The organism is Palaeococcus pacificus DY20341 (assembly GCF_000725425.1).
Classification (GTDB): Archaea; Methanobacteriota_B; Thermococci; order Thermococcales; family Thermococcaceae; genus Palaeococcus; species Palaeococcus pacificus.
Window position 1 is genome coordinate 774,702 of record NZ_CP006019.1, and the last position, 21,617, is coordinate 796,318.

At 38.2% G+C, this 21,617-nt stretch carries 21 protein-coding genes; 15 read left to right on the forward strand and 6 right to left on the reverse strand.

What is annotated here, in order from left to right; translation table 11 throughout:
• Positions 1 to 65: 65 nt before the first annotated feature.
• Positions 66 to 1,358, forward strand: a complete 1,293-nt coding sequence (gene eno, locus PAP_RS04360; RefSeq protein WP_048164867.1) for a phosphopyruvate hydratase — start codon at positions 66 to 68, stop codon at positions 1,356 to 1,358.
• A gap of 64 nt (positions 1,359 to 1,422) precedes the next feature.
• On the opposite strand, the gene asnS is transcribed toward eno, so the two are convergent.
• On the reverse strand, positions 1,423 to 2,712 hold the full coding sequence (asnS, locus tag PAP_RS04365; RefSeq protein WP_048165938.1) for an asparagine--tRNA ligase: 1,290 nt from the start codon (positions 2,710 to 2,712) through the stop codon (positions 1,423 to 1,425).
• Between the two features lie 239 nt (positions 2,713 to 2,951).
• On the opposite strand from asnS, the gene PAP_RS04370 reads away from it, so the two are divergent.
• Positions 2,952 to 4,202, forward strand: coding sequence for an amidohydrolase family protein (locus PAP_RS04370; protein ID WP_330217315.1), 1,251 nt, complete (start codon positions 2,952 to 2,954; stop codon positions 4,200 to 4,202).
• On the opposite strand, the gene PAP_RS04375 is transcribed toward PAP_RS04370, so the two are convergent.
• Complete coding sequence (locus PAP_RS04375; RefSeq protein ID WP_048164869.1) at positions 4,197 to 4,928, reverse strand: hypothetical protein; 732 nt, start codon at positions 4,926 to 4,928, stop codon at positions 4,197 to 4,199. The genes PAP_RS04370 and PAP_RS04375 overlap by 6 nt on opposite strands.
• 428 nt (positions 4,929 to 5,356) lie before the next feature.
• Between PAP_RS04375 and PAP_RS04380 the strand changes: the two genes are divergently transcribed.
• The 13 genes from PAP_RS04380 (at position 5,357) to PAP_RS04445 (ending at position 17,820) form a co-directional block, all read left to right on the forward strand.
• Positions 5,357 to 5,677 (forward strand): helix-turn-helix domain-containing protein, encoded by a 321-nt coding sequence (locus PAP_RS04380; RefSeq protein WP_048164870.1) that lies wholly within the window; start codon positions 5,357 to 5,359, stop codon positions 5,675 to 5,677.
• 9 nt (positions 5,678 to 5,686) lie between these two features.
• Positions 5,687 to 6,646, forward strand: coding sequence for a class I SAM-dependent methyltransferase (locus PAP_RS04385; protein WP_048164871.1), 960 nt, complete (start codon positions 5,687 to 5,689; stop codon positions 6,644 to 6,646).
• 150 nt (positions 6,647 to 6,796) lie between these two features.
• Positions 6,797 to 7,459: a flagellin gene (locus PAP_RS04390; RefSeq protein WP_048164872.1), complete on the forward strand. Its 663-nt coding sequence runs from the start codon at positions 6,797 to 6,799 to the stop codon at positions 7,457 to 7,459.
• A 10-nt stretch (positions 7,460 to 7,469) separates the two neighbouring features.
• A complete protein-coding gene (locus tag PAP_RS10420; protein ID WP_084177531.1) occupies positions 7,470 to 8,486 on the forward strand; it encodes an archaellin/type IV pilin N-terminal domain-containing protein in 1,017 nt (338 codons plus the stop codon).
• A gap of 54 nt (positions 8,487 to 8,540) precedes the next feature.
• On the forward strand, positions 8,541 to 9,041 hold the full coding sequence (locus PAP_RS04405; protein WP_048164873.1) for a flagella accessory protein C: 501 nt from the start codon (positions 8,541 to 8,543) through the stop codon (positions 9,039 to 9,041).
• Entirely contained in the window at positions 9,038 to 9,859 is an 822-nt protein-coding gene (locus tag PAP_RS04410) for a FlaD/FlaE family flagellar protein (protein WP_048164874.1), read from the forward strand. The genes PAP_RS04405 and PAP_RS04410 overlap by 4 nt, the downstream gene beginning before the upstream one ends.
• Before the next feature lie 9 nt (positions 9,860 to 9,868).
• The gene (locus PAP_RS04415; RefSeq protein WP_048164875.1) at positions 9,869 to 10,363 is read left to right on the forward strand and encodes a hypothetical protein; all 495 of its coding nucleotides are present in this window, start codon (positions 9,869 to 9,871) and stop codon (positions 10,361 to 10,363) included.
• A 2-nt stretch (positions 10,364 to 10,365) separates the two neighbouring features.
• The gene (locus PAP_RS04420; RefSeq protein ID WP_052649068.1) at positions 10,366 to 10,830 is read left to right on the forward strand and encodes a flagellar protein G; all 465 of its coding nucleotides are present in this window, start codon (positions 10,366 to 10,368) and stop codon (positions 10,828 to 10,830) included.
• Between the two features lie 12 nt (positions 10,831 to 10,842).
• Positions 10,843 to 11,535, forward strand: coding sequence for an ATPase domain-containing protein (locus PAP_RS04425; protein WP_048164876.1), 693 nt, complete (start codon positions 10,843 to 10,845; stop codon positions 11,533 to 11,535).
• Position 11,536: 1 nt separating this feature from the next.
• The gene (locus tag PAP_RS04430; protein WP_048164877.1) at positions 11,537 to 13,162 is read left to right on the forward strand and encodes a type II/IV secretion system ATPase subunit; all 1,626 of its coding nucleotides are present in this window, start codon (positions 11,537 to 11,539) and stop codon (positions 13,160 to 13,162) included.
• A 10-nt stretch (positions 13,163 to 13,172) separates the two neighbouring features.
• Positions 13,173 to 14,879, forward strand: coding sequence for an archaellar assembly protein FlaJ (flaJ, locus tag PAP_RS04435; protein ID WP_330217316.1), 1,707 nt, complete (start codon positions 13,173 to 13,175; stop codon positions 14,877 to 14,879).
• On the forward strand, positions 14,876 to 16,834 hold the full coding sequence (locus PAP_RS04440) for a BatD family protein (RefSeq protein WP_048164878.1): 1,959 nt from the start codon (positions 14,876 to 14,878) through the stop codon (positions 16,832 to 16,834). Before flaJ ends, PAP_RS04440 begins: the two co-directional genes overlap by 4 nt.
• The gene (locus tag PAP_RS04445; RefSeq protein ID WP_048164879.1) at positions 16,831 to 17,820 is read left to right on the forward strand and encodes a CheF family chemotaxis protein; all 990 of its coding nucleotides are present in this window, start codon (positions 16,831 to 16,833) and stop codon (positions 17,818 to 17,820) included. The genes PAP_RS04440 and PAP_RS04445 overlap by 4 nt, the downstream gene beginning before the upstream one ends.
• Here the strand turns inward: PAP_RS04445 and PAP_RS04450 are convergent, their stop codons facing one another.
• Genes PAP_RS04450 through PAP_RS04465 form a run of 4 tightly spaced genes read right to left on the reverse strand, consistent with a single transcriptional unit; the run spans position 17,821 to position 21,608 of the window.
• Positions 17,821 to 18,258 (reverse strand): chemotaxis protein CheW, encoded by a 438-nt coding sequence (locus PAP_RS04450; RefSeq protein WP_048164880.1) that lies wholly within the window; start codon positions 18,256 to 18,258, stop codon positions 17,821 to 17,823.
• Positions 18,259 to 18,292: 34 nt separating this feature from the next.
• Complete coding sequence (locus PAP_RS04455) at positions 18,293 to 20,506, reverse strand: methyl-accepting chemotaxis protein (RefSeq protein ID WP_048164881.1); 2,214 nt, start codon at positions 20,504 to 20,506, stop codon at positions 18,293 to 18,295.
• Positions 20,507 to 20,518: 12 nt separating this feature from the next.
• Positions 20,519 to 21,001: a chemotaxis protein CheD gene (locus tag PAP_RS04460; protein WP_048165943.1), complete on the reverse strand. Its 483-nt coding sequence runs from the start codon at positions 20,999 to 21,001 to the stop codon at positions 20,519 to 20,521.
• A complete protein-coding gene (locus tag PAP_RS04465; protein WP_048165944.1) occupies positions 20,997 to 21,608 on the reverse strand; it encodes a chemotaxis protein CheC in 612 nt (203 codons plus the stop codon). Before PAP_RS04465 ends, PAP_RS04460 begins: the two co-directional genes overlap by 5 nt.
• Between the last annotated feature and the right edge of the window lie 9 nt (positions 21,609 to 21,617).

Here is a 21,617-nt window from a genome sequence, read left to right on the forward strand (position 1 = left end):
AATTTTGCTTATGCCCACCCAAAACCTTTAAGTTTGGAGGACAAATATCACCCGAGGTGAATGAGATGGAGAACCCATTTGAGATTACAGGAATAGTGGCTAGGGAAATTTTGGACTCTAGAGGAAACCCAACAGTTGAGGTAGATGTTTACACACCCTTTGCTATGGGAAGGGCTGCTGTGCCAAGTGGAGCTTCAACAGGAACTCATGAGGCTTTGGAGCTTAGAGACGGTGGAGACCGGTTCCATGGAAAGGGTGTTAGAAGGGCTGTTGAAAACGTTAACAAGATAATTGCCCCTGAACTTATAGGAATGGACGTCACACTCCAAAGGGACATCGATATGCTAATGCTCGAGCTCGACGGCACGGAGAACAAGTCAAACCTCGGTGCAAACGCTATTTTAGGTGTTTCTCTCGCAGTCGCTAAAGCCGCTGCCGAAACCCTTGGTTTGCCACTCTACCGCTACATTGGAGGCACAAACGCATATGTTTTGCCTGTTCCAATGAGCAACGTCATCAATGGTGGAGCACACGCAGGTAATGACTTAGACTTTCAGGAGTTCATGATAATGCCTGTTGGGGCTAAGAGCTTTAGAGAAGGTATTAGGATGGTTAGCGAGACATACCACACCCTAAAGAAGATTCTAATGGAAAAGTATGGAAAATTAGCTGTTAACGTTGGTGACGAGGGTGGATTTGCTCCACCAATGAAGGATGTTAGAGAGCCATTAGACGCTCTAGTCCAGGCAATTGAGGAGAGCGGTTATAAAGTTGGAGATGAGATAGCTTTTGCCCTTGACGCTGCTTCAAGCGAGTTCTACAACAGTGAAATTGGAAAATATGTAGTCGGCGGAAAGGAGTACACAAGGGAAGAGCTCATAGATGTTTACAAGGAGCTCGTCTCAACTTATCCAATCGTTTCAATTGAAGACCCAATGTATGAGGAGGACTTTGAGGGCTTTGCCATGATAACAAAAGAGCTCGGCAAGAAAGTGCAGATAGTTGGCGATGATCTCTTTGTCACAAACGTCAAGCGCTTAAGGAAGGGAATTGAGATGGGCGCAGCCAACGCGCTCCTATTGAAGGTCAACCAGATAGGAACTCTCAGTGAGGCAATTGATGCCGCTTACCTCTCATTCAGGGCTGGCTATGGAGTGGTTGTGTCCCACCGCTCTGGAGAGACAGAAGACGCCACCATAGCGGACTTAGCCGTTGCATTGAACGCTGGCCAAATTAAGACAGGAGCACCAGCAAGGAGCGATAGAAACGCTAAATACAACCAGCTCATAAGGATTGAGGAAGAACTCGAGGGTATAGCACTTTATCCGGGCAAGAAGTTTAGGAACCCATTCTTGTGAGCCTTTTTCTTCTTTTAAACTTTTCTTGCTATGTTTTGAGGATTAAGAAAAATATGAAGAAACCTCAAGGATAGAGCCTTGAAGGTGTTCTCGGGAAGAGTGTGGCCCACCTCACGTGGTCGAGCTTCATTACCCATGCTACCAAACGCTCTAAGCCGAGACCAAAGCCGCTGTGGGGCACACTTCCGTACTTTCTAAGGTCGAGATACCACTCGTAGTTCTTGGGGTCCATACCCTCTTCGATAATCCTTTGGACGAGCTTGTCGTAGTCGTCTTCTCTCTGGCTTCCTCCTATGATTTCGCCGTATCCTTCTGGCGCCAAAAGGTCGGCAGCTAATGCCTTTCTCGGATCTTCGGGGTCTTCTTTCATGTAGAATGCTTTAATGTGCTTTGGATAGCCGTAGACGAAGAACGGCCTGTCAAATTCTTCCGTTAATACTCTTTCCTCATCTGCACCCATGTCTTCTCCCCATTCAATCTGAACGCCCTTACTTTGAAGGATATCAATGGCCTCATCGTAGCTGACTCTCGGGAATGGCGGCTCGGTGTTCTTGAGCGTTGTTAAGTCCTTTCTAAAGGTCTCGATCTCTTTTTGTCTAAGCTCAAGAGTTCTCTGCACCATATAGCTTATTAGCTCTTCCTCAACCTTTAGGATGTCCCACAAGTCCATCCAAGCACCTTCAAGCTCGAGGTGCCAGTACTCTGTAAGGTGTCTCCTAGTCCTGCTCTTCTCTGCTCTAAAGCTGGGGGTTAGAGACCATACTTTTTCAAGGCCAAAGATTGCTGCCTCTAAGTAGAGCTGAGCTGACTGGCTCAAATAAGCGTCTCTATCGAAGTACTTGAGTTTAAAGAGTGTTGAGCCTCCTTCAACTGCTCCCGTCACTAGAATTGGTGGGAACACTTCGTACCAGCCGTCTTGGAGGAGCCACTCGCGAGCAGCCTGCATCATGGTAGCTTTAACCTTCATAACCGCGGCAACTTTAGGGGAGTGAAGGTGAAGGTGCCTAACGTCGAGGAGGAACTCTGGACTTGCATCCTTTGTTATTGGGAAGAACTCCACATCTTGGACTACCTCAAGCTTCTCCCCCTGGATTTCGGCACCGGTTGGGGCCCTTGGGTCAGCCTTAACTGTGCCTTCTATAATCACGCTCGACTCTATACCTACTTTTTTAGCCAGCTTGTAAGCATCTCCGCTATCTTTTTTGAATATTGTTTGGATTATCCCGCTTGAGTCCCTAAGGACTATGAAAACTTTTCCCCCAACTTCTCTCTTTCTATAAACCCATCCAGCCAATTTAACCCTTTGTCCTTCCATATCTGGCTTAACATCTGCGCAGTAAATCTTATCAATCATCATAAAACACCTCCAATCTTTTTTAAACTCAAAAATTTGGCTTATTAAGTTATCTATGAGAAGAGTCAATTCATCCAGAGTGCTACTGTCTTAAACCTTAAGCTTTTTGGTTCAATCAACATTGGCATAGGCATCGTTAGGCTTAGATGTTGAATTATATTTAAATTATTCGCTTTTCTGTTTGGCAATTTGACGAAGACTTTAAATATATCGCCTCCTTAGGTAACTTCCCCGAGGTGATGGATGTGAAAGCACTGATTGGAAATGCTCTCGATGCTAGAGGGCTTAAAAGCAACATTGCGGTTCTAATTGAAAAGAATAAAATTCATGAGGTCATACCTAGAGATAGGCTCAAAGATTATGATGTTGATGAAGTTTTTGGAGGAGATGGCTACCTTATAATCCCTGGATTGATAAACGCCCACACTCACGTAGCGATGACGAAATTTAGAGGGCTGGGAGATGATATGGCCCTCGATAGGTGGCTCAACGAAGTGATATGGCCAATGGAGAAGGAATGGACTGGGGAAGAGGTCTACAAATGGGCCCTAATTGGAATCGCGGAAGCCATAGCAAACGGCTCAACAACAATAAACGACCATTACTTCTTCGCTGAAGAGATCGCAAAGGCAGCTCAAAAGCTCGGCGTTAGGGCTTTTATTGGGCAGACTATGATGGATTTGGTCGACATGCCCATAGCAGAGCCTGAAAAGGGATTTAAGTTTTTCAAAAAGTGGAGCGGTAAAGACGAGCTAGTTACAGCTACTTTAGCACCTCATGCAACGGATACATGCTCAAAGGATCTTTTGAATGATGTTGAAGAACTCAGCGAGAAGAAAGATGCTCTAGTTCATATTCACGTTTCTCAGAGCAGAGAAGAAGTAAAGCGCGTCAAGGAGAGGGAAGGTCTTTTGCCAGTTGAGTATCTAAAAGAGGCCGAACTCTTAAACGAGAGATTGATCGGCGTCCACGGCGTTTATTTAACCGAGAGGGAAGTTGGGCTCTATGCAAAAAGCGGTGCTACTTTAGTCCACTGTCCTATCAGCTTGGCTAAACTTGAGGGCAGCATAGCTCCTATAATCTCGCTCTGGGAAAAAGGAGCTAACATAGCTCTAGGCAACGACTGCGCAGTGTCGAACAACGCTATGGACATGATTTTGGAGATGAAGTTCGCAGCGATTTTGAACAAAGTGAAGACTGAAAACCCAACTAAAGCAACTGCAAAAGATGTTTTTTATTGGACAACGCTTGGAGGAGCAAGAGCATTGAGACTAAATACGGGCTTAGTGGAAAAAGGCTACCTGGCAGATTTAGTGTTAATAAACGCCAAAAAGCTCCACTTTTTGCCTGAGACTAATTTCCTTTCGCACCTCGTTTATTCCGCTAGAGGAAGTGATGTCGAAAAGGTCTTCGTTAATGGGGAGCTCATATACAATGAAGGATACTTCCTAAAATTAAAGATGAGTATAGAGGATTTCTATGCCTTATAGCTCTTTAATTTTATGACTTTTTACTTTTGGAATAAAGCCCGGTATTGTAGATTTAGGCACTGTGATAACTTCTACTAGTCTTTCTTTTGCAGGCTCTCTATCTACCATGATAACTTGGTCGCTGAGGATTGTAAGCAGCGTCTCGAACTTTCTATCCACAGCATCTCTATTTAAAAGTAACATTTGGACTGTTTTATGTTTTTTTGCGAGTCCTAACTCAGACCCTTTAAGTGTACCTTGTATTAACGCATTTGTAAATCTCTCTCCAAAGTTATAGTACATCCCCTCCATGGTCGCAATAAGGGAAACAACGACTCTATCTTTTGGAACCATATTTGCATATATCTTTCCCATAAGTTTGCCCAATTTTTGGAGGCCAATCTCATTGTCCCAGCTTTTTACCTGGTATACATATGGCTCATGGTTTGGCAGTTTATACTTAGAACCGAAAAGATCTATCACAATTAAATTCCCTGCATTTCCTTCTTTTTCGATATCTAGCCATACATAGTTTGCTCTTAGTTTTAACTTAGAGATAGGTATTGTGGTGTTTAATATTACTCCAAAACCACCATTCTTTATGATATGCTTAAAAATTTTTAATCCAAGAGTCCATCCTATTGAAAGTTTGCCATAATCTATTAGAAGTATCCCATTATTAACTATGCCTCCACCCAAAAGTTCATCTATCTCTTTAATCCCACTGCTGATTAATTCTATCTCCATAGGGCATCCCATCCCTTAGGCAAAAGCATATGCCCTAAGTATACATGCTACGGCTAAGCGTATAACAAAGAAAGTATAAAAAGTTTCTGGATAGTTTCCAATACGTTTTGAAAAAATGTTATAAATGAGTATTCTATTGGAAAAAAATTACAACATATCTCTGGTTTTGATACTTAGATAACTAAATTTTAAGGCTAATCTTGGAATATTTATTATTCTCATGTCATAATTAGATAAATTTTTCCGTATTTTTTGCTTTTAGTGGAGTTTACTAACCATTACTAATTAATTTTGCTATAAAAATCTGTTATTCAAGCTGCCTATTTGTATTTCTCTTTTATCCAGTAAGATTTATATAGAATACTCTGCAAACTTAATGGTAGAACCGTAGTAAATATTACAATAAGCCTCAATGGGCGGGTGATAAATTGTTCGTGGATCCCTTTGTAATTAGATCTATTAATAAGAGCGAGTTGCGCAAGCGTATTCTCCTTTATTTGTATGAAATACATCCAAACGCTTCTTATCTGGCTGAAATCTCTAGAATTATTCGTTCTGATCCATCAAATGTAAGAGGGGCTTTAATTGGGCTTGGCAATAGATATAATGGCAGCAGTTCTCTTGTTAGTTTAGGATTGGTAGAAGTGCTCGAAAGAGACGGATTTAAATATTATCGTTTGTCTGACTATGGAAAAAAAGTTGTAGAGTCTCTTAGGTCGTATCACTCTTACTATAATAGATTTATGTGAGGTGTAATCATGAACAAACTAATCAGAATGTTGGATACGAATCTTTCCGCTATTATAGATCTCTCAATGTTTAATTTAATTAGAATCGGGCTGAAATATGGCATATTTAATGAACTAGATGGTAGACGACATTATGCAGATATTTTAATGGCAATCCCAATCAAAAACAAACCTTTATTGAAGTCTCTTTTAGATACATATGGTAAAATAGGTGTCGTGGGAACAGGATTTAATGAAATATGGGCGAAGGATTTTTATTATAAATTAGCCCTAACTAAGGAAAAAAATAAATATTTAATCCCAGATTGGATTCCAATTTTTGAAGAGATATATAAAATGATAGATTATGCTGCGATCTCTCCGGAACATCCAAAAATATTGATGGATTTTGACAAAGACGCTGATTTTTGGGACATGAGACTAAATACTGGGCTTAATAGTGTATATAGGCACCTCATAAAAAGAATTGGCTTGCTGAGAGATGGAATGAGAGTTTTAGATTTAGGATGTGGTTCTGTTTCTCCTGTTGAAATTGGTCGTTTTGTGGGCCCTAATGGTGAATATGTAGGAGTTGACTTTTCTCCGGGCACTTTAAGCATTGCAAAACAAAAGATTAAAGATTTAGGACTTGATTGGGTTATATTAAAAGAGATGGACATAAGAAGTATAATACCAAAAAGAAAGTACGATGTAGTTATCATGAGCTTTGTTTTGGAGTATATTCCTGATATTCAAAGTGTGATTAGAAAAGCTGTGCAGGCATTGGATGAGAATGGAAAGTTAGTAATTGTTGATCCATTTAGAGAGAACTATCCAGATATAGAAGCGTGGGAGTTCTTTGAAAGCCTTACAAAGGAATTTGTTAAGTTCCCAAGTAAAGCTGAAATAATTAATGCTCTTGAGTACAATGGCTATACATTTATACCCCGTGAATTTGGTAAATCTGTTTTGGTATTTGAGCTGCAATAGCCCCTTTAACTCTTTTATGTCTTATAATTTCTAGTGGTATTTACCTACATATGTACATACATAGTTGTGTGCATAGACAAAAACAAAAAATTGCTTTATATTCAAACTTCAATAATAATATTGCAAAACTTCCAATGGAGGTGCTAAATAGTGGGATTTTTAGCAAAGAGAAAGAGGGGTGCGGTTGGTATTGGCACCCTGATTGTGTTTATTGCTATGGTTCTAGTGGCGGCAGTGGCGGCGGCAGTTCTTATTAACACGAGTGGTTATTTGCAGCAGAGGGCAGAATCTACTGGAAGACAGACGACAAAGGAAGTAGCAACAGGACTACAAATCGACAAAGTAGTAGGACATGTAGATCAAAACAATGGTAAAATTGACTTAATGTCATTTTATATTTCAGTTCAAGCAGGCGGAGAAGCAATAGACCTTAACCAAACAAAGATATACTTAAGCGACGGACAAAACGTTGTTGTTCTTCAATATGGAGGCACTGGTACATACTATAGTAGTTCATTAAGTAATGGTTTGTTTGATACAAACTTAGGAGTTTGGAACAACTTAACATCAACGACCTTCGGTATTATTGTAGTTCAAGATGTTGATAGTTCTGTCAGATCCAATTACCCAAGCATTAATTCTGGAGACATAGTAATCTTAACCGCAAATGTAAGCGCGATCTTTGGCAACAATGGAATTTCACCAAGAACTACAGTCACAGTTGAAGTTAGACCTGAGTTTGGCAGCCCAGGATTTACAGCGTTTACAACACCACCAAGCTATGGACAGGCAACGGTTATTGAATTGAAGTGAGGTGGGAAGAATGAGGAAGCGTGGTGCGGTTGGTATTGGCACCCTGATTGTGTTTATTGCTATGGTTCTAGTGGCGGCAGTGGCGGCGGCAGTTCTTATTAACACGAGTGGTTATTTGCAGCAGAGGGCAGAATCTACTGGAAGACAGACGACAAAGGAAGTAGCAACAGGACTACAAATCGACAAAGTAGTAGGACGCATATCAGGGAACAAGATTGACAAAATGGGAATATACATTTCACTTCAAGCCGGTGGTGAGCCAATAGATCTGAGCCAAACAAAATTAGTGTTGAATGATCAAAAGAAACTTGCTATATTAGAGTACAAGGACTTTACAAGAGTCAAAATCTCCCCAGATATGGATGGAAAGATATTCAATACAACACTCGTAGGTACCAGTCAAAACGTTACTTATAACTCAGCAAGTGGAGATACTATTAGCTTAACTGTAAGCGGAACATTAGAGCAAGATTCAAATGGTAACTACGTTGGTACTCTAACAGTAACTGGTGGAAGCCTTAACACAACTTCAGCCAACAACGCTAACTTCACAATTTCAAGTGGATACCTTGAGGTTACAGGAAACAGCGGCAATAACATCATAATTACCTCAGGATATTTGGCTACAAACACTGGTAAAACATTGCCTGTGAAATATGCCAATTTAACTAGTCCAAAATCACTAAGTGGAGGTAGTGTACAATTTAGTGCAGACACAATAAACAGCGGAAACATTACAATTGCATCCATATGGAATGTTTTGGACAGTGACAATACTCACTTTGGACTAATAATTGTCCAAGACGTTGATGGATCACTGAGCGGTGATGTTCCAACAATAACATCGGGCGACATAGCAATTATTGTAGTTGATACTAAAGCTGTCTTTTCAGATACCAGCGGAATACCAACAAGGACAACAGTGAGTGTTGAAGTTAAGCCAGAATTCGGTGCTTCAGGATTTACAGCGTTTACAACACCACCAAGCTATGGAATTGGTAACAATCAGGTCATAGAGCTTAAATGAAGTTTTCCCTTTTTAGTTTTAATTTTTAACTTTAATTTTAGAAGGTGGAGAAAAATGTCCTTCGACTATCTAAAGAACAAATTCAAGAAAAAAAATTCCCAAAAGCACATAGAAGGCAGCATAGATGATGTAATCTTTGATGCTCAAGAGGGGGAAGCATCTCAAGCAAATGAAGAGAAGATTGAAGAGCTTGAGGAGAAATTGAACAATACTATGGCTCAACTTTCAGAAGTTGAAAATGAAATTCCTAGGATTAAAATGGGAATAGATACTCTAAAAAGCCAGATACAAGAGATAAGAGGGGATATAGACAGTTTAGACAAAACAATAAAAGATGTCATGATGCTCTACGAGGTAGTTTCTGAGGAAATTAATCCTTTTAAAGACACCAGAGGGAACAATCCAATTTTAAGCGAAATTCAGGAACTGAAAGAAGCAATAGAGGAGTTAAAAACTGAAATTGCTCAAATAAAGGCGGATTTAAAGCTCATATCTACTCGTGGAGTTGATTTAGACTCTCTAATATATGATGTACTTTCGGAGGGCTACGAATGATAAGTGAAATAGAAATAGATGAAAAGCTCAAAAAATTGCAAGGAAAAGTGCCATCTATACTGATTAACGATTTGCGAGAGAAGTTAGTAGCTAAAATGGATGTGCTTGAGCCAAAGCAAGTTGATAAAATTATTGAGAAAGTTGTTAATAAGTATACATCTCAATCTGATAGATTAGTTATGTTGGATAAGCGAATTGAGGAAATTGGGAGACATCTTGAAGATATTTCAAGAAATCTCGGTAGAACCTATGGAAAGAATGAAATGTGGGGTAATGGTGGTAATGTTGTTGATAATGGGGCTTGGGGGATTGAAATAAAGGAGGAGATACCAATGGAAAAGGAGAATAGGTATATGGGAGAATCTTTTAAGGAACCGAATGACAATAGCACTATACCGGAATTCAACATTCCTAGAGAAGTTGAGTCGGTATTATTTAGTGCCCCAAAAAAGGCATATAGGCTGGAGAAGCTACCCAATGATATGATATCAATGATGACTGCCTTTAAATGGCTGGGGTTCTTGATGGAAAAAGTTGGTGTTCAGAACCTTGAAAACGTCTTGGAGTATTACCATGAACTTGGGTGGATATCCGAAGAGGTTCTTAATGATCTTTTAAAATATGCAAAAGGAACAAAACCCCACCACAGGGAGCCTAATTGGAAGCCGGAAGATAAACTGACAATTCAAGATCATGTAATATCACTCCTATTCCTTGAGAGATTGAGGGGGGTTAGAATTAGTAGGGAGACATTAAACAGTCTTGAAAGAGAAATGAAACTAATAACAAGGGCAATAGAGGAGTTCTATGGAGTATAGGGGATTAGTATGGGCTTCAGTGTTTCAGCGTCTTTCGCTATACTGATGATTTCCACTTTAATTGCGGTTTCCATACTTTATACTTCATTTGAAGAAACATACTTAGAAGTGAGTAGTTCAAAGGAAGCTCATGACAGTTTAAGCGTTATGAAACTTAACAGCCGGCTGGATATAGCAAATTGGAGCTACTTAGAAAATGGTAGTTACTACAATGTTTATTTTAATCTCACCAATGAAGGTTCACTTTTGAGGCCTAATTACTGGGATGTGCTTTACGATGGGATTATAAACTCCAATTATATCTCATTGGAAAGTCGGGAATATATGCTACCTGGTGAGAGTATTGAATTAAATGTTACTAACATTCCTAAAACTACTCAGATACATTCCATAGTTGCTACAACGGAATACGGATGCTCTTTGAAAATTAAATGGACATGGGACAACCAAACTAATCAAACTAAGCTTCTTAGTGAGTCATGGTACTGTCCTTTGGAGGGATAGAATTGGCAAGTAGAGCCATGTCAGAGCTTATATTTTTCATTGCATCAGTGTTAATAGCAAGTGTGGTAGCGGGGGCGTTATATATGACTACTCAAAATATTGCAGATGGAGTGAAGGATAAAGGCGTTTTACTTGCTCGAAGTTTAAAGATGGACTTTGCTATAATCAATGATCCTGAGAGTATTCCTCTAGTTAATGGATATTATGTGTTTTATATCAAAAATATTGGTAAAGAGAGTTTTTTATTTAATTCAAACGGTGTGACTGTGCTTATTGACGGGGAGATAGTAAGTTCTACATTTCTTTCATTTGAGAATATCGATAATCCGGGATCTGAAGTCTTAGATCCTCATGATATTGGAAAACTTCTCGTTAATTCTACCATCATAGATACGTCCTCTCAATATCATAAAATCACAATTATCTTGGTAAATGGCAAAAAAAGAAGTTTAGTATTTAAAATTTAGGGGGCAGGGAACATGGGAATGCTAAAGATTACAATAAAAAATGATGAGCTTCACAGAAGATTGGGGGGTGGAATACCTGCGGGTACCATAGCTTTGATAGAGGGAGATACGGGCAGTGGAAAGTCTGTATTCTCTCAAAGACTTCTCTATGGCTTTTTATCGAACAATCATTCTGTTGCATATATCTCAAGTCAATACACGACTGTTGAATTCATAAATCAAATGTATTCTTTAGGCTATGAAATTATACCATTTTTAATAAAGAAAAGGCTATCGTTTGTATCGCTTTATCCTCTTTTATCAGATATTTCTGAAGAAGAGAGATTTTTAAATAGGCTCATAAGTGAGCCGAGGATATGGGATGATCCGGAAGTTACAATAATAGACTCAATAACCCCCATAATCCGTAATAGTACTCCGACTTCCCTAAGAGCTTTTATGGAGCATATAAAAAAGCTCAGTTCTTTAGGAAAAGTGATCATACTAACAATTAATGAGAAGGACGTGGAGAGGGACATCATTCTAAAGTTAGAAACGGTTTCAACTTTGCTTATCAAGCTTGATGTTAAGGTTTTTGGCGGGGATTTAAAGAATTCTGCTAAAATTGTGAAATACAACAAAGCGCTGGGCATCTACCAAAAGATAATACCCTTTAGAGTGGAGCCTAAAGTTGGGTTTATCGTAGAAATTGCGGCGGTGGTATGAAATGGCCGAGGTTAGTGATACTTTAGATGCCGCGATGCTTAGGAATCCACACCTTAAGAAATATGTCGAGACATTTGCTAAAAAGTATGGAAAATTTCCTAAATTTCATGTAAGCTTAAGTAGAGATATGAAAGATATCAAGTATCCAAATATAATATATCCGGTGGGAGATCCAATTTTTATCCATATATATGGAGATGCAAAGACTGACAGAATGTACATCGTTATAGAGCCCAAAATAGAGACAAAGGATGAGGAAAAAAAGTATGATATGATAAAAGAAAAATTGCTAGAACTGGCTCCATTACAAAAAATCCCTGAGGATCCTGAAGAATTTGAGATGCTGTTGGATCTGCTTTTTGATGAAGCTGTTAAAAAGGTAAATTCTGGGGAGGGCTTTTTAAGAAGAAAGAAAATTCAAATAAGCAAAGAGCAGCTTGATAAGTTCCGCTACTTGTTAAAGAGAGATATAATTGGAATAGGTCCGTTGGAGGCCCTTGCGAGGGATCCTTATATTGAGGATATTCATATAATAGGTGCAAATTATGTTTCACTCGTCCATAAAATCTTTGAAGCTCTTCCTACTAATATAACATTTGAGGATAATATAAAGTTGGCAGACTATTTCAAAAGCTTAAGCGAGCGTATAGGACGTCCTGTTAGTGATAAGAACCCTGTAGTTGATGGAACACTACCTGATGGCTCGCGTATAAATATCTTATACAGCCCGGATGTTAGTATAAACGGGCCCTCTGCAACAATAAGAAAGTTCTCAGCTACTCCCTTAAGCGTAGTACAACTTGTTAATTGGAACACATTCTCTGCTGAAGTTGCTGCTTACTTGTGGCTCGCTTTGGAATATGGAATGAGCATATTTGTTTGTGGTGAAACGGCGAGCGGAAAAACAACCACTTTAAATTCCATAATTCCGTTTATTAAACCTAGTGCAAAGATATATACCGCTGAGGACACTCCAGAAGTTATTGTTCCTCATCCAACATGGCAAAGATTAACTACCAGAGAAAGAGGGCCTGAAGACTCAAGAGTTACGCTTTTTGATCTCTTGAGAGCTGCATTGAGATCGAGACCAAACTATATCATCGTAGGTGAGATTAGAGGTGCAGAAGGTGCCATAGCATTCCAAGCTATGCAAACTGGTCACCCAGTAATGAGTACTTTCCACGCAGGAGATATTAAAAAGATGATACAAAGATTTACAGGAAGTCCAATTAATGTTCCTGTTACTTTTATAGACAACCTGAATATTGCACTCTTCCAGCAAGCAGTTTATGTAAGAGGGAAATTCCTCAGAAGAGTTGTGAGTGTTGTAGAAATCGAAGGGTATTACGAAGAAATTGGTGGAGTCGCTACAAGAAACGTGTTTGAGTGGGATCCAGTAAGTGATAGACACGTATTTAGAGGAATGAACAACTCTTATATCCTAGAGAGAAAAATTGCGGAAGTAGCTGGCTATGAGGATCCTAAGGATATCTATAATGAATTGTTTTTGAGAGCAAGGATAATCCAAAGAATGATAGAGTTGGGCATTATGGACTACTGGAGTGTCTATCGGGAGATAAAGAACTTTTATGAGAAAGGAATTCAGGGTTTAAGCTTTAGAATATGAGGTGTTTAGTGTGAAAAATGGGGCAAGTATCTTTGTAAAAGCGGATTTGAACATGAAGGATTATCTAAGGAGAATCGTGGTTCCTAATGTAGCTCTCTCTATAGTTCTCTTTATCTCCATCTCTTTTTTGATTAGGGTATATAATTTTTCACGTTTAGTCAAATTAGCGGTATATATTGTGGCTATTCTACCTGTAGTGTATGCAGCTCTTTACCCTACAGCAAAGGCTAGTTCTAAATCAGTTCAAACAAATTCAAGGATACCCTACTTTGCCACCTATTTTGCAGTGCTATCAACAAGTGATGTTGGGAGAGAGGATTTAGTGCTTAATATTGCCTCTGAAAAGAGTCTTGAACCAATTGCAAGTGATATGAGAAAGATCTATCTTTTAATTGCAAAATTTAACACTAGTTTTCCCAAGGCATTACGTTTCCTTTCAAAAAGAACCCCAAGTAAAGTTTTCTCAGATTTTCTTGAAAGGTTGGCATACTCCCTCGATAGCGGTGTAGATCTTAAAGAGTACTTACTGCGCGAGCAAAAAACCGTGATGGATGATTACGAAACATTTTATGAGGGAGCACTTTATGACCTTGATGTGTTTAAGGAGATATATTCATCAGTTATCATTGGAGTTGTATTTCTTGTGACGTTCATTATAATAGGACCTCTTATAACTGGCCAAAGCGTTGAAATTTTAATAATATTTTCGCTCATTGTCGTGTTGGCCATTGAAATTGGGATTTTAGTTGTTATAAAACATAGAATGCCTGAAGATAGAATATGGACTCAAAATGCTATGACATATGAAAGAAAGCAAAAAATGATAAGAAGTATTTTAATTTCTATTGTGGGAATTTTAATTGTATCTGTGCTTTATGTGTTAATTCTGAAGCCGAGATTTAATATTCCGATTTATCTCTCTCTGGCATTGATCGTGACTCCTTTAGCTTATTTTGGGCGTATGCTGGATAAAGAAGAAAGCAGGATACTGATTAAGGATGAAAATTTCCCAGCGTTTATAAGAAGCTTAAGCACGTCACTGGCATCAAGTGGAGGCTCCTTAGTTTTAGTGCTTAAATATTTAAGCTCTCACGACTTTGGATCTCTAACTAAAGACATAAAGAACTTATACAATAGAATGGCTCTTAGAGTAAGCGATATGGGTGCTTGGAGGCACTTTAATGCTGATACTGGCAGCTGGTTGATTAGTATGTTTTCAGAGATATTTAGAAAGAGTATACGGCTTGGAGCGGAGCCGGAATATGTTGGTTTGGTAATCTCAAGAAATTTTGAAAGACTCATAAGACTTAGAAGGAGAAGAACACAGAGTGTTTCGAGTTTTAAGGGTGTTATTTTTGGAATTACAGCCGCATTTGCGTTTTCTTTAATGACAGCATTACAAATTGTTGAGTACATAAATAACATATTCTCAAATGTGCAGGTTCAAGGGGAATTTTTAACAAGCATACTCTTCCTACCATCTGAGCAGAGCCTTGTTCTTACTAGTTATGTAATTATCTTGATTATTACAATTCACTCACTCATGTCTTCTATTGCAATAAAGTTTGCAGATGGAGGCCATATTGGCATTTCGGTATATTACTTTGTAGTCTTAATGTGGATCTCTGCAATTAGTATGTTTTTGGGTGAGCATATTATAAGTAAGATGATACGCACGGGAAGTATGGTCCTTCCGATAATGGAGGTGATGACATGAAAGAAAAATTTTTATTAATGATTTTGTTTCTTGTAGTTATTTCTCAATCGGTCTACGCTGATTCCACGATTTCCGGATGGATTTTAGTTCCAGATAGCGTTAAACTTGGAGACTATTCAATAGAGATTAATGATATCTCTATCACAAAGGGAGAAGTATTTGCAATTTTTGAAGGCAAAGGAATGCATAGGGAATATGTAATACCCGTGGGAAAGGAGATAAAAGCAGATAACATTAGTTTAACGTACTGGAAACTGATAAGTGGAGAACGTACCTATATATTAACTACTATTCATTTTCCATATCTCCTTGAGGGGCAGTCTATAAGTTTTGGTGAATATCAGATACTACTATTTTCAACTAATGAAAACAAAACTTCACTTAGAGTTTATGGAAAAGAAGAGAGTAAAGATTTAACAGTAAAAAGTGGTGAAAGCATCAAATTTGAAAATCTTGAGATTTCTGCAGTTTCAAGACCCGAAATTTTCAACGGATTTCTTATTAAAGATGAAGAATATAGAATAGGGGACTGGAAGTTGAAGTTTATTGATTACAACGTAACAAATGAGAACGGCACCTTAATAGAGAGGGCAAAAATCGAAATAAATGGTAATACTTTTGAACTGAAAAAAGGCCAAACTGTGGAAGCTGATGGAGGCATTCTTACAATTGATGACTTTATTGGTGAAAAATACTTAAAGGTGCATTTTGTGATTAAAGGAGCGTATCTACACATCAATGTGCTTCCAGATTATCATATAAGCCTAAGTGTGGGTAAAACTACAAAACTTGGCCCATATCTTGTTAACGTGGAGAATGTGTTTGGAAATGAGGCTTACATTTCGATACTCAATCCTTGTGGAAAACCTATCAACAGTGCTTTACTAGTCCCTAACACTATTGGAGCAGGTCTCTATTATAATGGCTTGGTAATTGGAGTGCTAAATATCTCTTCAGGCGAAGAAAGAAAAGTAGAACTGATAGGGTTCCTAAATGAAAAAGATGTGCCTAAATTGGAAGAATATGCATTGTTAAACATCACTCTTTTGGCACCAAAGAATGTTAATCAATACGAGCGCTTCACATCTTACATTTACTTAAAAAATGATGGTAAGGTTGACTTAAATTTCCTTCAAATAACTCCTGTTCTTTCCCAGGATTTTGAGATAGTAGGAACTTATCCAACTTTCTTAGAGGAACTTAAAGTAGGGGAGACTCAAAAAATTCCCATAGAGCTAAAAGCTTTGAAAGGAGGCTCACTTTACCTTGGACAGATAAAAGTTAGCGCTTATGCCCAATTCGAGCTGGCATGCAAAGGATTCGAGAAAATTGAATTTACGTCAAATGAGGATTGGATAAATGTGAATGAGTATAAGCCTAAGTATGTCACCGTAATCAATACAGCTGATGGAAAAGTAGGGGATAAAATAAAAGTCAATGTGACAGTTAGAAGCTTTTCGAACTTTGATGTTCCATTCACTTTATCCGTTGCTTTACCCAAAGAATTTGCTATCTATACCACAGACTTTACAAAAATTAACGGGAATATTCTTTATGTTACCGATACTTTATCCACGAATTCGTCAAAGACCTATACATTCACAATGATTCCTAATAAAGTTGGGGAGTTTACAATAGAGACTTCCTTGGAGTCTAAGGGGAACTTCTTTAAAAATCACACTACATTTAAAGTTTATCCCAACAATCCATCGACAAACTCTCCATCTAGTACAGCCACGCCTACATCTAATTCCTCTAAAATTTCAACTACTACAATTACGCAGACGATGGAAAAAACTACAACTGTGTCAAAAATAGTTGTTCAAAATACTACCGTTGTTCCATTGAAATCGAAGCTTTTATTTAGTGGAGGAGGCTTTGTAAGTGGTGTAGCATTTATACTCTTACTAGCTTACATTGCTGCCAAACTAGAAGAACGGAGGGAGAAGTCATGAAGTTAAGGGCTAAAGCAACTATATTAAGTTCTTGGAAGTCAACTACTCATCAATGGAGGGATGTAATAGCAGAGCTAAACAAAACGGGCATTATTTTGAACTATGTTAAAAGAGGAGAGGTTATCAAAAAGGAGATGTACGGTTTTTCTAATCTAGTTGACGTCGGTATGAATATCCCAGATGAAGTTAAACTTAATCCTACACGTGACCATTTTGGATTAAAATTTCGTATAAGGAGTGGGGAAATTTATCTTCTTTTGACATTAGGAGAGAATCCTTTAATTTTTGATATAAAGGAATTTGAAAACTTTATTGACTCCATTTTCATGGCTATTTTGGATGGGAAAAAAGCTATGCTCCAGTTTGCAAGGAGCAAAGGTGGAGCAATTAACATGGACTCCAAATGGGATGAAGCAATGATAAGAATTGTTTCGGCGGGAGGAAAAAGGGATGCATTCATAGTCCAAGGAAAAAAAGTAATATCATTATTTCGCGATTTGGAGGATATGGAAATCGAGGAAGTTGAACTTGGTGAAAAAACTGTAAAGGCTTTAAAATTAACCCATAATTATAAAAGTGAGAGCGTAACTTCTTACCTTTATATTCCAAGTAGAAAACTTACATTGTTTTTAATTAGATACATCCTTCTTCATGGTCCTGAGTCTAGAGAGCTTATGGAAAAGATAGCAGATGAATTTGGAGAAATAAAACGGGATATAGAAGAAGAGCTTCAGAGAGAACTAAAGGAGCTTATGAAGATAAGCCCAGAAAAGCAGCAGATACTTCTTGCTCTTTACTCCGGAATAAATCCTTTGGAGATACATCAATTTTTAGGAATACGCGAAGAGGATGTGGAAAGGATTTATGACGAAATGATAGACGAAGGGCTTCTTAAAATAGTCATGATAAGAAAGATAGTGGATTTGACAATGGATGGCAGAAAAATTGTAAATAAACTGATAAAATTAGGAAATATGGAAATGTAGCTATATTGCCCATTCGTCTTCCTCAAAAAGCTTGTTCAAATCTAGAATTATGATCAGCCTTTCTCCATCATCTATTTTTGCAATGCCTTTTATGAATTTTGTATCTACCCTTGAGGATAAAGTTTTAGGTGTCTGCTCGATTTCTTCCTCTGAGAGCGTCAAAACATCTGAAACCGAATCCACGATAAGTCCAACTACTTCATCCTTAACTTCTGCGATTATTATCTTCTTTTTTTCTAAAGGAATTTCATCTTCTAGACCCAACTTTCTTTTTAGATTTATAAGTGCTGTTATTTGTCCTCTTAAGTTTATTACTCCTGCTATGAAGTCTGGGACGTTAGGAACTCTAGTGATTGGCATCATTTCTTTAATTTCTCTAACGTGGGATATCTCTAGGCAGAACTCCTCTTCTCCTAAGTTAAATGTTACTACCTCCATATTTTTCACCCCCAAAATTAAAAAATTTAAATGATTAGAGCTTAAATACCAAAACTGAGTTTCTTAGCTCCTCGACGACATTCTTAAGCTCTTCAGCGTTCTTCTTAAGCTCTTCCATGGCTGCTGTTTGTTCTTCAGCTGCTGAGCTGACTTCCTCAGCACTTGCAGTTGTTTCTTCTGCGGAGGTTCCCAAGTCTTCTAAAGCGCTTGAGATCTCCTTCGCTTCTTCTTGGATCTTGAACATGCTTTCTTTAACTTTTGCAAGCTCTTTCTGGGATTCTTGGATTAACTCAGCTATATTTGAGAGGTATTCAATAGTTTCCTTAAGTGTTTCAACTGAGGTATCCACTACTTGGACTCCATTCTTAGTTGCACTTACGGCATCTTCCATGTCTTTTCTCATGTTGTCAATTATTCCCTTTATGTTGTCCGCTGCTTTCTTACTTTCTTCGGCTAGTTTTCTAATTTCTTGTGCTACTACTGCGAACCCTCTACCTGCTTCACCGGCACGAGCGGCTTCAATTGCAGCATTTAAGGCTAATAGATTCGTTTGTTCTGCAATACTTGTTATGACATTTGTAATCTCGCCTATGTTCTTTGACATTTCACTTACTTTATTAACGGTGCTTTCTATGAGTCTCATGGTTTCTTGTATATTTTGTATTTGCATGGCAGACTCTTCTCCTTTCTTTTTACCTTCATTGGCAATGTTAACGACTTCATTTGTTGCTAATTCGAATTCTTTGAGAGAGTTTACTCCTTTTACGGTAATGTCCTCCATGAGTTTGGATGCTTTGCTTATTTGGTCTATATTCTCTTGTTGCCTTTGAGCTTCCATACTTACCTGCTGTATGGCCTCATTAACTTGGTTTACAGCCTCTGTTACATCCATAGCCACCTGGGCCAGACTATTAGCCCTCTCTTCAAGAATTGCACTTTGTTCTGTGATTTCCTTAATTAATTCTCTCAAAGTGGCAATGGTCTTATTTATTGACCTAACAGCATTCTTCAATTCACCTTTGGCCTCTAGGGCTACTTCCTGACTTAAATCTCCATCTGCTAAGCGTTCAAGGGCTTTTATAATGTCATCTAGAGTTTCTACCACATTTTTAGATATTGCATTAAATGCCTCTACAAGTGCTCCTATTTCATCTTTTTCTTTATAGCTCAGTTTTTTAAGCTCTTCAGCAGATTTTTTGAATTTGGATTCTGATAGAAGCATTGCAACATCGTTTAAATCTCTTAATGGTTTTAACGCTGAACGGCTTAGGGTGTAACCAGCAAAGGTAATTGCAGTGCCTAAAAGCAATGCAATGATGATTAGATAGAATGAGTTTTTCTCTAGATTACTGGTCATATCAGATGCAATTTCAGTGTAGCTGGCTGTCAGCTCATTTAAAGGAACAATTGAAAAGACTACCCATCCTGTTTGAGGTATCCTTGAAAATGCTGCTAATTTTTCCACACCCTCAAAAGAGTAAACGACTGCTCCTGTTTCGTTGTTTTTAATGGCGTTTGCTAAAGGTTTTAAGGATTCTTCCTTGTATATGTTGAGTGTGTTTACGTATTTTTCATTAGGATGTACAATTACAAGACCATTTTGATCTGCTATCGCAATGTAGCCGGAGTTTCCAAGTTTTATTGAATTTGTATTGTCTATTAGAGTCGAAACAAAAACATCTATTCCCACAACTCCTATGAGCTCCCCATTTTGGTAAACTGGAATGGCATATGTGATGACCCATTTACCAGTTGATGCATCTTTATACGGTTCCGTCCATATACTTTTGCCTGCAGCTACTGCATCTTTATACCAAGGTCTTATTCTGGGGTCATATCCTTTGGGCAGCTCCTGTGCAGGATAAATAATCATGAGGCCGTCTTTTTCTCTACCAAAGTATATGCTTGATATTTGGGGCTCTGCATTAGCTAGGACTTTAAACCTTTCCATGAGACTCTGATTAAGTTGGCTATCTGTGACACTTGCAAGATAAGCATTCTCTGCGTCATACCGTGCTATGTTTCCTATACCTTCAATTTTTCCAAAAAATGCTGAAAATGTATCTGTGATTACTGTTGTGACTGCTAAAGCTTCCTCTTTGGCTGCTTTTTGCCCTTCTATATCCAACTTTGCTTTTATGTCATTGCCCACGCTATTTGTTGTATAAAACGTGCCAACTGCGAATATTAATATTACTATTATAATACTCCCAACAAGTACGAGACTTATTTTTCTTGTCAAATTCAATATTAACACCCCCTAAAATTTCATCTCTAAGATTTTTCCATTGTTTACTTTTCTCATATAAACTTCTCCCGTCTCTAGGTAGAGGCGGATTGTTCTTCCTCCTTTGCCTCCAGTGTCTTCTGCTACGAGAGGAATTCTATATTTTTTTAGTTCCCTTTTTGCAGCTTCTACATTTCTCCGTCCTATCTGTAGCTTTTCGTTTGAGACATTGAACATTTGGCTTCCTCCAAAAAGCTTTGCTTGGATTCTGCTTTTTGAAGCACCTTGCTTTATCATATCTCGTATTAGAAGTTGTAGTCCGGTATCTACGTACTTAGCAGGATTGCCTTTGCCATTGTATGAGTCCGCTTCAGGAAGCAGAGCATGTAATAGTCCGCCTACTTTTTTTAATGGGTCATATAATGTTAGACCAATACATGATCCCAATCCATATGTGCTTATCACCCCCTCCCCCTTGCCAAGGGCATAACTTCCAATACCAACTTTAATTTCAATGCTCGTCAAGGCTATTCAGCTCTCCTTCCAAGCTTTTAATGAGTTTTTCAATCGAATCTAACGGAGGAATTATGTAGAATGATGTTTCTATGTTGTACTCTTCACTATAGATGCTGGTTTTAAACAGGAAAACTTTGTTTACTTTTTGAAATCTAGGCATATTTATGCAGCACATAATCTCTTCTTTGTTTTTGTTGTAGTTAGGGGGACTCAAAGATACACTCTCCTTGAGAAGTATAGAAAGAATATCTGTATAGGTGGATATCATTATATTTCCTACTTCCATTATTGCGGATTCACCAAGTTCATCAAGCTCTGTCATGTTTTCCGGGCTCATTCCCATTAGGATTGCTGATAGTGTTAAAGCACTCTCTATGGGGAAGTGCAGTATTGCTTTTCCTTTCATACCTTCTAGAATGTCAAAACATACAACTATTCCTTCATCTAATTTGCTTATATGTGAAATAAATTCTTCTTTATCTATTATCTCAATCTTTGGGACATCCATATCAACTGCTCCATTAAAAAGTTGGGATAACGAAGTTGCTGCATGGGCTACGGCTATTCCAATACCTTCTTTCACCATATCTTTGTGGAATTCGCTCATCTTAGCTAA

Excerpts from the sequence above, each read along its gene's own strand:
- PAP_RS04385 (WP_048164871.1), top strand. The coding sequence starts at position 5,687 with ATGAACAAACTAATCAGAATGTTGGATACGAATCTTTCCGCTATTATA.
- PAP_RS04405 (WP_048164873.1), top strand. The coding sequence starts at position 8,541 with ATGTCCTTCGACTATCTAAAGAACAAATTCAAGAAAAAAAATTCCCAA.
- PAP_RS04415 (WP_048164875.1), top strand. The coding sequence starts at position 9,869 with ATGGGCTTCAGTGTTTCAGCGTCTTTCGCTATACTGATGATTTCCACT.
- PAP_RS04450 (WP_048164880.1), bottom strand. The coding sequence starts at position 18,258 with ATGGAGGTAGTAACATTTAACTTAGGAGAAGAGGAGTTCTGCCTAGAG.
- PAP_RS04465 (WP_048165944.1), bottom strand. The coding sequence starts at position 21,608 with ATGAGCGAATTCCACAAAGATATGGTGAAAGAAGGTATTGGAATAGCC.
- PAP_RS04430 (WP_048164877.1), top strand. The coding sequence starts at position 11,537 with ATGGCCGAGGTTAGTGATACTTTAGATGCCGCGATGCTTAGGAATCCA.
- PAP_RS04440 (WP_048164878.1), top strand. The coding sequence starts at position 14,876 with ATGAAAGAAAAATTTTTATTAATGATTTTGTTTCTTGTAGTTATTTCT.
- PAP_RS04445 (WP_048164879.1), top strand. The coding sequence starts at position 16,831 with ATGAAGTTAAGGGCTAAAGCAACTATATTAAGTTCTTGGAAGTCAACT.
- asnS (WP_048165938.1), bottom strand. The coding sequence starts at position 2,712 with ATGATTGATAAGATTTACTGCGCAGATGTTAAGCCAGATATGGAAGGA.
- PAP_RS10420 (WP_084177531.1), top strand. The coding sequence starts at position 7,470 with ATGAGGAAGCGTGGTGCGGTTGGTATTGGCACCCTGATTGTGTTTATT.
- eno (WP_048164867.1), top strand. The coding sequence starts at position 66 with ATGGAGAACCCATTTGAGATTACAGGAATAGTGGCTAGGGAAATTTTG.
- PAP_RS04370 (WP_330217315.1), top strand. The coding sequence starts at position 2,952 with ATGGATGTGAAAGCACTGATTGGAAATGCTCTCGATGCTAGAGGGCTT.
- PAP_RS04410 (WP_048164874.1), top strand. The coding sequence starts at position 9,038 with ATGATAAGTGAAATAGAAATAGATGAAAAGCTCAAAAAATTGCAAGGA.
- PAP_RS04375 (WP_048164869.1), bottom strand. The coding sequence starts at position 4,928 with ATGGAGATAGAATTAATCAGCAGTGGGATTAAAGAGATAGATGAACTT.
- PAP_RS04425 (WP_048164876.1), top strand. The coding sequence starts at position 10,843 with ATGGGAATGCTAAAGATTACAATAAAAAATGATGAGCTTCACAGAAGA.